The following is a 13,013-nucleotide window of genomic DNA, read 5'->3' on the forward strand; positions in this document are numbered from 1 at the left end:
GGGACGATGTTCACCGGAACCGCGGTCTTCGACCTGCTGCTGCCGGGCGACTCCCGGTCGCTCAAGGCCAAGAGATCATACGTACGGCCGATCGTGGCGGCGCTGCGTCGCTTCGAGGTCTCGGCCGCTGAAGTGGGAGCGCTCGACCTGCATGGTCGAGCCGAGATAGCGGTCGCCGTCGTGGCCGCCGAGGCGGCGCACGTCGGCGAGGTGCTCGACTCGTGCGAGCGCCTGGTGGCCGGCCGACCGGAGGTCGAGCTGTTGTCGGTCCGGCGGCGGCTGCACGGCGCCGACGACTGAGGCCGCCGCCGGGCGGGGCCGGCCGACGAGGGTACGCGGTACCGGTCGGTGGCGCCGCCGCCGGCGACGCGCGGTGTGCCGGGGGCCGCGGGTAGTGTTCGAGATGTTGGCCGGTCGGGGGCCGGGTGGCAGGTGCCGCCCGTTTCCGGCTGGGAGCGGGACACCGTGGAGGTGGCGGAGATGACGGATCCGGCCAAGGTACGCCGGCACGCGGAGCGGGTGCGCGAACTGGTCGCGTCGGTGGTGCGGAGCCAGATCAAGGACCCGCGGCTCGGCATGATCACCATCACCGACGCCCGGATCACCGCCGACCTGCGCGACGCCACGGTCTTCTACACCGTGCTCGGCGACGCCGCCGCCCAGTCGGGCACGGCCGCCGCGCTGGAGAGCGCCAAGGGTCTGCTGCGCAGCACGGTGGGCAAGGCTCTCGGGCTGCGTCACTCGCCGACGTTGACCTTCGTCCTCGACGACGTGCAGGACCAGGTCAAGCACATCGACGACCTGCTCGCCGCCGCCCGCAACGCCGACGCCGAGGTGCAGCGGCTGGCCGCCCAGGCCAAGTACGCCGGTGAGGCGCAGCCGTACCGGCTCGACGAGGAGACCGACGAGAGCGACGAGGTCGCCGAGGACGAGGACGACAACCCGCCCGCGGGCGGGGATCGGCGGTGACCGGGGCGGGTGTTCCGGCCGGCGCCGTCGTCGAGGCGGTGCCGGAGACCGGCCCCACCCCTGCCGACTGGGCCGCCGCCGAGGCGCTCATCCGTGAGCTGCCGCCGGACGGCCGGGTGCTGCTGATCTGCCACGTCAACCCGGACGGCGACGCGCTGGGCAGCATGCTCGGCTTCGGCCTGGGCCTGCGGCGGCTCGGCGTACGCCGGATGCAGGCCACCTTCCCGGGGCCGCCGGAGGTGCCCGAGCCGTTCCGTGGCCTCCCGGGCCTCGACCTGCTGGTGCCGGCGACCGAGGCGTACCCGGATCCCGATCTGGTCATCTGCTTCGACGCGGCGAGCGAGTCGCGCCTCGGCGAGCTGGTCGACCGGCTCGACACCGCGGGTGCCGCGCTGGTGCTCGACCATCACGCCTCGAACACCCGCTTCGGCGGGGTACACCTGGTCGATCCGCGCGCTGCGGCCACCTCGGTGGTCGCCGAGCAGCTGCTGGCACGGTGCGGCGTCCCGCTGGACGCCGGCATCGCCGAGTGCTTCTACGTCGCGCTGACCACCGACACCGGTTCGTTCCGGTTCGACGCGACCACGCCCGAGGTGCACCAACTGGCTGCCCGGCTTCTCGCGACCGGCATCCGTCCCGGTGAGATCTCCCGGCGGGTCTTCGACACCCGGCCGTTCGGGGCGGTCCGGCTCTTCGGCGAGGTGCTCGGCCGGGCGCGGCTGGAGCCGGCCGCGGCCGCCGGCCGGGGACTGGTCTGGACCTGGGCCACTCTGGACGACCTGGCCCGGCACGACCAGCGTGCCTACGTGCTGGAGGCGCTGATCGACTCGGTGCGCTGCACGGCCGAGGCGGACGTGAGCTGCGTGCTGAAGCAGACCGCGCCCGGCGAGTGGGCGGTCTCGATGCGCAGCAAGGGGGCGGTGGACGTCAGCCGGGTGGCGGTGGCGCTCGGCGGTGGCGGGCACCGGTTCGCCGCCGGCTTCACCGGGCGGGGCGCGGCCGAGGAGGTCGTGGCGGCGATCCGCGGGCAGCTCGACACGGCGCTGATCCCGACCGCCGTGGGCTGACGCCGGGAAGATCGGGGTCAGCTCCGGGAGCGGCACCCTTCCCGCACTCGCCGCGGGCGGGGAGAATCACGGAATGGAGCAGCCCCACGACCTCACCGTCACCGTCGAGGCGCCCCGCGCCTGGGACCGTCCCGCCGTCTCCGTACCCGTGCTGGTCTGCCTCTCCCTGGTGGGCGGCCGGTTCGCCTCCTTCTCCACCGAGGCCAATCTCTACACGCTCGGCACCGGCGGGGTGCTGATCTGGCTCGGTCTGAGCAACCGGGTGCCGCGCCGACCGGCACCGGCCCGGCTGAGCACCGGCGCGGCGTGGTGGGCGCTACCGGTGGTGATCTTCGGAGTCTTCGAGGGCGCCACCTTCGTGCTCGCGGCGGGCGATGATTTCCCCACCTTCTCCCGGCTCGCCGATCCGCTGCTGGAGGACCAACTGGCCCGCTCCGCGGCCTGGTTCGCCTGGCTCGCCGCGTTCTGGGGGCTGGTGCGGCGATGATGCGGGCGCTCGCCATCGGTGGCTTCCTCGCCGCGATGGCGCTCTTCGGCACCATCGAGTGGCTGGCCCGCCGGGAGGGCTCCCGGATCCCCACTCTCGGCGAGGTCTGCGCGTACGTCATGCGCTACGAGGTGGGTCCGGTGCCGGTGGGCCGGATCGGTCTCTTCGGCTTCTGGTGGTGGCTGGGTTGGCACTTCCTGGCCCGCTGACGTCGCGGTCCCGACTGTCCAGATGCCGGGAACGAGGCGCAGCCCGGCTGACTGAACGCTAATTTGGGAACGGCCCTCGCCGCGTTGATCGGCGCAGGTCACGGGGGTGGCGCCACACCCGGTGCCGCCTCTCTCCAGGGTCGACCGACCCGGGCTCACGCTGCCCAGCCGGCCGCTCCGGCAACCCCGGACCGCCGTCGAGGCGCTCAGCAGGACCGCCCGTGAGGGCCGCCGTCCGTCGGTGGCTCGCACCCTGGAAGGGAGCACCACGATGCCGAGCAAGCCCAAGACCGAGACCACTGACGACGCCCGCGAGCAGGCCCGCCGCGCGCTGCAGACGTCGATGGACACCCGTCAGTGAGCCGTACCGTCCGGCGGTGACGCCGCCGACGCGCCGCGCCGACAGCGTCACCGCCCGTCCGGCGTCGATGCCCTGACCCGACCGGCGCCGATACCCGCCGGCCCCCGGCGGGCGCTACCGTCGCCCAGTGCACCGGATCCTGGTCGTCGGCAGCGCCGGCGCCGGCAAGACCACCCTCGCCCGCGAGATCGCCCGCCGGCTCGATCTTCCACTGATCCACCTTGACCGGCACTTCTGGCAGCCCGGCTGGACGGCGCCCGGCGAGGCCCGCTGGCGCGAGACGGTCGCCGAGTTGGCCGCTCGACCCGCCTGGGTGATGGACGGCAACTACGGCGGCACTCTCGACCTGCGCCTGCCCCGGGCCGACCTGCTCGTCTTCTGTGATCCGCCCCGGCTGCGCTGCCTCGGCCGGGTGCTGCGCCGTCGTTGGGCGCACCGCGCCACCCCGCGCGACGACCTGCCCGTCGGCTGTCCGGAGCGGATCGACCTTCAGTTTCTCCGCTACGTCTGGCGCTATCCCCGGGACTCGCGGCCCCGGCTGCTCGCCGCGGTCGCGTCCCGGGCCCCGGACCTGCCGGTGGTCCGCCTGCGCGGCCGCGCCGATGTCCGCCGCTGGCTCGCTTCCCTGCCCGCCGCCCCGCCCTGATGCCCAGGACACCCTGCGGTCCGGCTACCCCGAGTCACTGACGTCGCTGCCGAAGAAGATCGACACCTTGTCGGCGACATTGCGGTCTCCAACGCCTCAGGACCCCCCACTATCGGCGGCGATACGGAGTGGATCACCACCTGAGGGCCGTTCGGTACCGAGATCTGAACCGGCCGGCGGGCGACTGGCGTAAGTCATCAGCCGTCTTGCGCTCCTTACGGAGGTCGTGCCAGGATCGGCGGCGATGAGCCAGCCAGCCGCCCCCGTCACCGCGCCCGCCACCGGCGGGTCCGTCTCGCCGCGCCGGATCGCCGCGCTCGCCCTGCCGGCCCTCGTCGTGCTCGCCGCCGAGCCGCTCTACGTGCTCGTCGACACGGCCGTCGTCGGTCATCTCGGCCGGGTTCCGCTGGCCGCGCTCGCCGTCGGCGGCACCGTCATGACGCTCACCGCCTGGCTCGGCACCGTGGTCGCGTACGGCACCACGGGCCGCTCCGCCCGCCGGTTCGGCGCCGGCGACCGGGCGGCCGCCGTCGCCGAGGGCGTGCAGTCGTCCTGGCTCGCGTTCGGCGTCGGGCTGCTGGTCGCGATCGCCATGCAGCTCGGCGGCGGGGCGCTGGCCCGTACCCTCGTCGGCGCCCCCGGCGAGGTGGCCGACGCCGCAGCGCAGTGGCTGCGGATCGCGTCGCTCGGCGCCCCGGGCCTGCTGCTCGCCGCGGCCGGCAACGGCTGGCTGCGCGGCATCCAGGACACCCGTCGCCCGCTGCTCTTCGTGCTCGGCCCCAACCTGCTCTCCGCGCTGCTCTGCCCGCTGCTGGTCTACCCCGCCGGGCTGGGTCTGGCGGGCTCAGCGGTGGCCAACGTGGTGGCGCAGACCATCGCCGGTGGGCTCTTCGCCGCGGCGCTGATCGCCGAGCGCGTCTCGCTGCGGCCCCGGCCCCGGCTGATCCGGCAGCAGCTGGTGCTCAGCCGCGACCTGCTCATCCGCGGCGCGGCGTTCCAGGCGAGCTTCCTCTCCGCGACGGCCGTGGCGGCCCGCTTCGGGGCGGCTGCGGTGGGGGCGCACCAGATCGCCCTGCAACTGTGGTTCTTCACCGCGCTGGTGCTCGACGCGCTCGCGATCGCCGCCCAGTCGCTGATCGGCGCCGCGCTCGGCTCCGGCGACGCCGCCGCCGCCCGGGCGCTGGCCCGCCGGATCGGGCTGCTCGGCGGCGTCTGCGGCCTCGGTTTCGCGGTGCTGATCGCCGCCAGCGCCGGGGTGCTGCCCTCCTGGTTCAGCTCCGACCCGCAGGTCCGTGAGCAGGCGATGGTGGCCTGGCCGTGGTTCGTCGCGATGCAGCCGCTGGCCGGGGTGGTCTTCGCCCTGGACGGCGTGCTGATCGGTGCCGGCGACGTCCGATACCTGCGCAATCTCACGGTGGTGGCCGCGCTGGGCGGCTTCCTGCCGGCGATCTGGCTGGCCTACGGGCTCAATCTGGGGCTGGGCGGCATCTGGGCCGGGCTCACCCTCTTCGTGGTCCTCCGGCTGGTCGCCCTGCTGCTGCGGCTGCGCTCCGGCGGCTGGGCGGTGGTCGGCGCGGTCCGCTGACCGGTGGCCTCAGCACTCCTCGCCGTCGCCCGGACGCCAGTCGGGCTGGTAGACGTCGCCGGTCGGGCCCGGGGTGGGGATACGGATACCCAACCGGTCCCGCTCCGCGAGCGCCAGGTAGCCACGGTTGAGCGCGGCGCAGTCGGCGTTCTGCAGGGTGCTGGCGGCCTCCTGCACCCAGAGGCCACGGGAGGCCGGCAGGACGTCGGCCGGCAGCGGCAGGTGCCAGACGACCCGGTCGCGGACCGTGACCAGCTCCGCCCCGGGCGGATACTTCTGCGCCTGCCACAGGTCGAAGGAGTAGACCCAGAGGAAGCTCGTGGTGATCTCGAGGACGCGGATGCCGTCGCCATCGGTGGTCGAGCGGTAGGTGATTGTGCCCTTCGCCCGGACGCCGTCCTGCTCCACCCAGTCCGGGTCGGCGTCCCGGTCGATCCGGGTCGCGTAGTTCAGGGCCACGCCGTCGGCCAGGTCGCCCTGGATGTCGGCCCGGTCGTCCGGGGCCAGCAGGGCGAGGAAGGGCTTCGCGTCGTTCGCCGCGACCATCGAGCGGTCGAGTCGCGCCTCGATGAGCGCCTGCCGTACCCGGCCCAGCCCGTCCGCGACCTGCTTCGTGCTGAACGGCCCGGCCGCGCGGGCGGCCGGCAGCTCGATCGCGTCGGCCCCCACCGCGAAGGACTCCGCGGGGGTGCCGACGTACACCCCCAGGGTGTTGCCGCTGGCGTCGGTGGGTCTCGCGTCGACGGTCCGGTCACGGCGGGGCAGCAGCGGTTCGCCGTCGCTCATCCGCTGGCGGAAGCTGATCCCGCTCACGGCCAACACCACGACCAGGCCGGCGGCCATCAGGGCGCCGACGCCGCCGAGCAGCTTGCCGCCGTGCTCCTCCCAGCCCAACCGGAACCGTTCGGATCCGGTCAACGGGCGCTCCGTCCGCGGCTCACGCATCCAGTCCGGGATCCGAACCGGCGGGTCGTCGTCCACGTCGGGCACGACGGTGCGGGTCGAGGTGGGGGCGGAAGGATCGATGCTCATACGGGGTCGGTCCAGGGGGCGAGGCGGCGAGGGGCGCATGATCATCGCATCCGCCGGTGCCCGGTGCGGGCCGCGATCGCTGCCACCGGGTGATCTGAGCCTTCCGACCGATCTCCGTACCAGCCGAACGCCCGAGCACGCCGGCGGTGCCCGGCCAGGCAGCGGCGCCGGTGGGGTCGTCTGGCAGGCTTGGGTGTCGTGAGCACAGACGGTCTGATCGTGGTCGACAAGCCCGGCGGCATGACGTCGCACGACGTGGTGGCGCGGATCCGCCGGTTGGCCCGGACCCGTCGGGTGGGCCACGGCGGCACGCTCGACCCGATGGCGACCGGGGTGCTGGTGATCGGCGTGGGCCGGGCCACCCGGCTGTTGACGTACGTGATCGGCGCGGGCAAGAGCTACAACGCCACGATCCGGCTCGGCCAGGCCACCGTGACCGACGACGCCGAGGGGGACGTGATCTCCACCACCCCGGCGGGGCGGCTCACCGACGAGGCGATCCGGGACGCGCTCGCCCCGCTGACCGGCGAGATCGACCAGGTGCCGAGCGCGGTGAGCGCGATCAAGATCAACGGACAGCGGGCGTACAAGCGGGTACGCGAGGGGGAGACCGTCGAGCTGCCGGCCCGCCGGGTCACCGTCTCCCGGCTGGAGCTGCTCGCCGTCCGGCGGGACGAGCCCGACGTGGTCGACGTGGACGTCGACGTGACCTGCTCGTCCGGCACGTACATCCGGGCCATCGCCCGGGACGCGGGCCTCGCCCTCGGGGTGGGCGGGCACCTGACCGCGCTGCGACGTACCGCGGTGGGCGGCTTCGGGCTCGCCGAGGCCGCCACGCTCGATCAGTTGGAGGAGCGCGCGCCGGAGGTGGTCACGCTGCCGCTCGCCGCGGCGGCCGAGCGGTTCTTCGCGCGTCGGGACGCCACCGCCGCCGAGGCGACCGTGCTCTCCCACGGCGGGCCGCTGGACCCGGCCGGCATCACCGGGCCGTACGCCGTCTTCGACCCGGCCGGCGGCCTGATCGCTATCGTCAGCGAGCGGGACGGCCGCGCCCGCGCGGAGATCGTGCTCGCGCCGGCCTGACGGCGGGGCGGGGCCGGCCGTGGTCGGCGGGTTCGCGGGGCCGGCCGGCGGGGCCGGACGGAGAGCAGGGGAGGAGCGGCATGCAGCGGTGGCGGGGGTACGACGCGGCGCCCGGCGGGTGGGGGCGCTCGGTCGTCACCATCGGTGTCTTCGACGGCGTGCACAAGGGGCACCAGGCGACCATCGGGCACACCGTGGCCCGGGCGCGGAAGCTGGGCGTGCAGTCGGTGGTGGTCACCTTCGACCCGCACCCGGCCGAGGTGGTGCGCCCCGGCTCGCACCCGGCGGTGCTCACCGAACAGGCGCGCAAGGCGGAGTTGATCGAGGCGCTCGGCGCCGACGTGCTCTGTGTGGTGCCGTTCACCCCCGAGTTCTCCCGGCTGCCGGCCGAGGCGTTCGTGCACGACGTCCTGGTCGAACACCTGCACGCCGCGCTGGTGGTGGTCGGCGACAACTTCCGCTTCGGCCACAAGGCCGCCGGTGACGTGGCGCTGCTGGAGCGGCTGGGCCGGACCTTCGGCTTCGGGATCGAGGCCGCCCCGCTGGTGGCCGGGGACGGCACCGTCTTCTCCTCGACGTACATCCGCTCGTGCGTCGACGCCGGGGACGTGGGCGCCGCGGCGGCCGCGCTGGGCCGGCCGCACCGGGTGGAGGGCGTGGTGGTCCGGGGCGACCAGCGCGGCCGCGAGCTGGGCTTTCCGACTGCCAACCTGCTCTGCCACCGGTACGCCGCGATCCCCGCCGACGGGGTCTACGCCGCCCGGCTGATCCGCCGGGGTCAGCGGGAGCCGCTGATGGCGGCCGTCTCCGTCGGCACCAATCCGACCTTCTCCGGCCGGGAGCGGCGGGTGGAGGCGTACGCCCTGGACTTCGACGGTGACCTCTACGGCGAGCGGCTGGCGCTGGACTTCGTGGCGCACCTGCGCGGTCAGGTGCGCTACGACTCGATCGAGCCGTTGATCGCCCAGATGCAGCAGGACGTCGAGCGGACCCGCCGGGCGCTCGGCTGACCACCCCGGGCGCCCGTCGGGTGCTTCCGGCGGCGCGGCGCGAACCCGGCACGTGGCCCTTGACCGGGTGCTCCCGGCGACAACTGGTAGTCTGGCGGGGACGTCGGATGACCGACGTGGGGCCTCGCGTGCCTGCTCGACGCCGCGGGTGCGAGGTACCGGTCCGAGTCCGGTCCACCGGACGGACGGCGGACACCACTGATCAACCCATCGAAACAGGGAGAACATGGCGCTCGACCAGGAAGCCAAGGCCAAGATCCGCTCGGAGTACGCGACCGCCGAGGGCGACACCGGTTCGCCGGAGGTGCAGGTCGCGGTCCTCACCAAGCGGATCGCTGAGCTGACCGAGCACCTGAAGGTGCACAAGCACGACCACCACAGCCGCCGTGGGCTGCTGCTGCTGGTCGGCCGTCGCCGTCGGCTGCTCAACTACGTCCAGAAGAAGGACATCAACCGCTACCGGTCGCTCATCGAGCGGCTCGGCCTGCGCCGATGACGTGACGGGGGAGTGGCCCACCGGGCCGCTCCCCCGTTTCCGGTACCACAGAAGAACAGGGCCGCGCGACCACCCGACAGGGAGCCGGTCAGCGTACCGGTCTCCGGTAGTGGCCCCCGGGAATCCCGGCATCATGCCGGCCACCCGGGCGCTTCGATCGAAGACCGGCCGTCTGAGCAGCTCCCCGTGTCGTGGGCCCACGACGCGAAGGAGCACGACAGCACATGACCGAGACCAACCTCGGCACCGAATCCCGCACCGCCGTGATCGACAACGGGTCCTTCGGCACCCGTGAGATCACTTTCTCCACCGGCCGGCTCGCCCGTCAGGCCGCCGGCTCCGTCGTCGCCCAGCTGGGCGAGACGGTGGTCCTCTCCGCCACCACCGCCGGCAAGCAGCCGAAGGAGCAGTTCGACTTCTTCCCGCTGACCGTCGACGTCGAGGAGCGGATGTACGCCGCGGGCCGGATCCCCGGCTCGTTCTTCCGCCGCGAGGGCCGGCCCAGCGAGGACGCCATCCTCACCTGCCGGCTGATCGACCGGCCGCTGCGCCCGTCGTTCGTCAAGGGCCTGCGCAACGAGGTCCAGGTCGTCGAGACCGTCCTCGCGCTCGACCCGCAGCACCCGTACGACGTCGTGGCGATCAACGCCGCCTCGATGTCCACCAAGCTCTCCGGCCTGCCGTTCTCCGGGCCGATCGGGGCGACCCGGGTCGCGCACATCGACGGCCAGTGGGTCGCCTTCCCGACCCTGGAGGAGCTGGCCCGGGCCACCTTCGACATGGTCGTGGCCGGCCGCACCCTGCCCGACGGCGATGTCGCGATCATGATGGTCGAGGCCGAGGCGACGCCGAACGCGGTGACCCTGATCGCGGGCGGCGCCACCGCTCCGACCGAGGAGATCGTGGCCAGCGGCCTGGAGGCCGCGAAGCCGGCGATCCGCGAGCTGTGCCGCGCGCAGAGCGAGCTGGCCGAGGTGGCCGCCAAGCCGGTCGCCGAGTTCCCGGTCTTCCTGGACTACCAGGACGACGCCTTCGCGGCGGTGGCCGACCTGGCCCGCGCCGAGGTGGCCGAGGCGCTCCAGATCGCCGGCAAGGCCGACCGCGAGGAGGCCCTGGACCGGGTCAAGGCCAAGGTCGCCGAGGAGCTCGGCGGTCGGTTCGAGGGTCGGGAGAAGGAGCTCAGCGCCGCCTTCCGGTCGCTGACCAAGTCCGAGGTGCGCAACCGGGTGCTGCGCGAGCAGATCCGCATCGACGGCCGCGGCCCGCGCGACATCCGTCCGCTGACCGCCGAGGTCGGCGTGCTGCCGCGGGTGCACGGCTCGGCGCTGTTCGAGCGCGGCGAGACCCAGATCCTCGGCGTCACCACGCTCAACATGCTGCGCATGGAGCAGATGGTCGACACCCTCTCCCCGGAGAACCGCAAGCGCTACATGCACAACTACAACTTCCCGCCCTACTCGACCGGTGAGACCGGCCGGGTCGGCTCGCCGAAGCGGCGGGAGATCGGCCACGGCGCGCTCGCCGAGCGGGCGCTGATCCCGGTGCTGCCGTCGCGCGAGGAGTTCCCGTACGCCATCCGGCAGGTCTCCGAGGCGCTCGGCTCCAACGGCTCCACCTCGATGGGTTCGGTCTGCGCCTCGACGCTGGGCCTGCTCAGCGCCGGTGTGCCGCTGAAGGCGCCGGTCGCCGGCATCGCCATGGGCCTCATCTCCGACGAGGTCGACGGCAAGACCCAGTACGTGACGCTGACCGACATCCTCGGTGCCGAGGACGCGTTCGGTGACATGGACTTCAAGGTCGCCGGCACGCCGGAGTTCGTCACCGCGCTCCAGCTCGACACCAAGCTCGACGGCATCCCGTCGGACGTGCTGGCCGCCGCGCTGCAGCAGGCGAACGAGGCCCGGCAGACCATCCTCGGCGTGATGCAGGCCGCGATCGAGGCGCCGGCCGAGATGTCGGAGTACGCGCCGCGGGTCACCACCGTCAAGATCCCGGTCGACAAGATCGGCATGGTGATCGGCCCGAAGGGGCAGACCATCAACGCGATCCAGGACGAGACCGGCGCCGAGATCTCCATCGAGGACGACGGCACGATCTACGTCGGCGCCACCAACGGGCCGTCGGCCCAGGCGGCGGTCGACCGGATCAACGGGATCGCCAACCCGACGCTGCCGAAGACCGGGGAGCGGTTCCTCGGCACGGTGGTCAAGACCGCCGCGTTCGGCGCGTTCATCTCGCTCCTGCCGGGCCGCGACGGCCTGCTGCACATCTCCAAGGTGGGCGACGGCAAGCGGGTCGAGCGGGTTGAGGACTTCCTCAACGTCGGCGACCGGGTCGAGGTCGAGATCGCGGACATCGACGCCCGCGGCAAGATCTACCTGGACAAGGTCCGCCCGGAGGGCGCCGAGGCGCCGGCTGCCGGTGAGGCCGCCGGTGGCGACCGGCCGGCTGGCCGGGACCGGGGCGACCGGGGTCCGCGTGACCGGGGCGACCGCGAGCGCGGTGGCGACCGGGGTGCCCGTGGCCCGGAGCGCGGCGACCGTGGCGAGGGCGGCGGCGGCGAGGGTGGCGAGGGCGGCGAGCGTCCGCGCCGCCGGACCCGGCACAGCTGACCGTCCGTACCGCAGCACCTCCACCCCTCGTCGATCTGGGAGCAACACGTGAGTCGGGCCATTCGTGCGCCGTTTCCGCCGGATCGACGGGGGGTGGCTCCGTCCGGGGCCGCCGGGGCGGGTCGCTCCGGCGGCGCCGCCCGGGCGGTGACCCGGACGATCAGCGACGACCCGTTGGGCGGCACGGTACGGCGTACCGTGCTCCCCAGTGGGCTGCGCGTGCTCACCGAGGCGATTCCGGCGATGCGCAGTGTGTCGTTCGGCATCTGGGTGGCGGTCGGCTCGCGGGACGAGACCGGCCCGCAGTCCGGTGCCGCGCACTTCCTGGAGCATCTGCTCTTCAAGGGCACCCGCAAGCGCAGCGCGCTGGAGATCTCCTCGGCGATCGAGGCGGTGGGCGGCGAGACCAACGCCTTCACCACCAAGGAGTACACCTGCTACTACGCCCGCGTGCTGGACGAGGACCTGCCGCTGGCGATCGACGTGATGTGCGACCTGGTCGCCGACTCCGTGCTGGAGGAGGCGGACGTCGAGACCGAACGGGGCGTGATCCTCGAAGAGATCGCCATGCACGACGACGAGCCCGGTGACGAGGTGCACGACCTCTTCGTCCAGGCCGTCTACGGCGACCATCCGCTGGGCCGGTTGATCTCCGGCACCGAGGAGACGGTCACCCCGATGACCCGGCGGCAGATCCAGGACTTCTACCGCAGCCGCTACACCGCTCCGCAGATCGTCATCGCCGCCGCCGGCAACCTGGACCACGCGGCGGTGGTCAAGCTGGTCCGGCAGGCGCTGCGCGACACGCCACTGGACACCGACGCCGCGGTGCCCGCGCTGCACCGCCCGACCACCCCGGCCGTACGCACCCAGCCGGCGGCCACCCTGGTCGAGTCGAAGGAGACCGAGCAGGCGCACATCATCCTCGGCTGCCCGGGCATCGACCGGGCCGACGAGCGCCGGTTCGCCCTGGGCGTGCTGAACAACGTGCTCGGCGGGGGTATGTCCAGCCGGCTGTTCCAGGAGATCCGCGAGCAGCGCGGCCTGGCCTACTCGGTCTACTCCTACGCGAGCCAGTACGCCGACACCGGCCTCTTCGCCGTCTACGCCGGCTGCGCGCCGGGCAAGGTGGACGAGGTGCTCCAGCTGACCCGCGCCGAGCTGGCCCGGGTGGCCGCCGGCGGGCTGACCGAGGCCGAGGTGGCCCGGGGCAAGGGGATGTCCAAGGGGTCGTTCGTGCTGGGCCTGGAGGACACCGGCTCGCGGATGAGCCGGCTGGCCAAGGGCGAGCTGCTCTACGGCGACCTGATGCCGGTCGACGAGCTGCTCTCCCGGGTCGACGCGGTGACCGTCGAGGAGGTCAACACCCTCGCCGCCGAGCTGCTCGCCCGGCCGATGTCCCTGGCCGTGGTAGGCCCCTTCGCCCCCACCGACTTCAGCACCCCCTGACCCCGCG

Annotated in this window: 13 protein-coding genes; 12 read left to right on the top strand and 1 reads right to left on the bottom strand. The window is 73.4% G+C overall.

Annotated elements, in window-relative coordinates; genetic code table 11:
* Nucleotides 1-6: 6 nt before the first annotated feature.
* From AB0C04_RS13605 to AB0C04_RS13635, 7 genes are all read left to right on the top strand, one after another.
* Nucleotides 7-300: a DUF503 domain-containing protein gene (locus AB0C04_RS13605; RefSeq protein ID WP_350869781.1), complete on the top strand. Its 294-nt coding sequence runs from the start codon at nt 7-9 to the stop codon at nt 298-300.
* 180 nt (nt 301-480) lie between these two features.
* Nucleotides 481-969 carry a 30S ribosome-binding factor RbfA gene (gene rbfA / locus AB0C04_RS13610; protein ID WP_357053705.1) on the top strand — a complete coding sequence of 163 codons (489 nt, stop codon included), beginning with the start codon at nt 481-483 and terminating at the stop codon, nt 967-969.
* Between the two features lie 38 nt (nt 970-1,007).
* A complete protein-coding gene (locus tag AB0C04_RS13615) occupies nt 1,008-2,036 on the top strand; it encodes a bifunctional oligoribonuclease/PAP phosphatase NrnA (protein ID WP_357053708.1) in 1,029 nt (342 codons plus the stop codon).
* A gap of 73 nt (nt 2,037-2,109) precedes the next feature.
* Entirely contained in the window at nt 2,110-2,523 is a 414-nt protein-coding gene (locus AB0C04_RS13620; protein ID WP_357052990.1) for a hypothetical protein, read from the top strand.
* Entirely contained in the window at nt 2,523-2,732 is a 210-nt protein-coding gene (locus AB0C04_RS13625; protein ID WP_357053711.1) for a DUF6186 family protein, read from the top strand. The genes AB0C04_RS13620 and AB0C04_RS13625 overlap by 1 nt, the downstream gene beginning before the upstream one ends.
* 488 nt (nt 2,733-3,220) lie before the next feature.
* On the top strand, nt 3,221-3,739 hold the full coding sequence (locus AB0C04_RS13630) for an AAA family ATPase (protein ID WP_357052993.1): 519 nt from the start codon (nt 3,221-3,223) through the stop codon (nt 3,737-3,739).
* Nucleotides 3,740-3,983: 244 nt separating this feature from the next.
* Nucleotides 3,984-5,324, top strand: coding sequence for an MATE family efflux transporter (locus AB0C04_RS13635; RefSeq protein WP_357052996.1), 1,341 nt, complete (start codon nt 3,984-3,986; stop codon nt 5,322-5,324).
* 9 nt (nt 5,325-5,333) lie between these two features.
* Here AB0C04_RS13635 and AB0C04_RS13640 read toward each other — a convergent pair whose 3' ends face one another.
* Nucleotides 5,334-6,356: a hypothetical protein gene (locus tag AB0C04_RS13640; protein ID WP_357052999.1), complete on the bottom strand. Its 1,023-nt coding sequence runs from the start codon at nt 6,354-6,356 to the stop codon at nt 5,334-5,336.
* A 198-nt stretch (nt 6,357-6,554) separates the two neighbouring features.
* Here AB0C04_RS13640 and truB point away from each other — a divergent pair, with 198 nt between their 5' ends.
* The 5 genes from truB to AB0C04_RS13665 all read left to right on the top strand — a co-directional run bounded on the left by truB (nt 6,555) and on the right by AB0C04_RS13665 (nt 13,006).
* A complete protein-coding gene (gene truB, locus AB0C04_RS13645; protein WP_357053002.1) occupies nt 6,555-7,439 on the top strand; it encodes a tRNA pseudouridine(55) synthase TruB in 885 nt (294 codons plus the stop codon).
* 80 nt (nt 7,440-7,519) lie between these two features.
* Nucleotides 7,520-8,449, top strand: coding sequence for a bifunctional riboflavin kinase/FAD synthetase (locus tag AB0C04_RS13650; protein ID WP_357053005.1), 930 nt, complete (start codon nt 7,520-7,522; stop codon nt 8,447-8,449).
* A gap of 226 nt (nt 8,450-8,675) precedes the next feature.
* Nucleotides 8,676-8,945, top strand: coding sequence for a 30S ribosomal protein S15 (gene rpsO / locus AB0C04_RS13655; RefSeq protein ID WP_067302624.1), 270 nt, complete (start codon nt 8,676-8,678; stop codon nt 8,943-8,945).
* A gap of 224 nt (nt 8,946-9,169) precedes the next feature.
* On the top strand, nt 9,170-11,557 hold the full coding sequence (locus tag AB0C04_RS13660) for a polyribonucleotide nucleotidyltransferase (protein WP_357053009.1): 2,388 nt from the start codon (nt 9,170-9,172) through the stop codon (nt 11,555-11,557).
* Nucleotides 11,558-11,605: 48 nt separating this feature from the next.
* Nucleotides 11,606-13,006, top strand: a complete 1,401-nt coding sequence (locus AB0C04_RS13665; protein WP_357053012.1) for a pitrilysin family protein — start codon at nt 11,606-11,608, stop codon at nt 13,004-13,006.
* Nucleotides 13,007-13,013 lie beyond the last annotated feature (7 nt).

The organism is Micromonospora sp. NPDC048909 (assembly GCF_040649635.1).
GTDB lineage: Bacteria > Actinomycetota > Actinomycetes > Mycobacteriales > Micromonosporaceae > Micromonospora.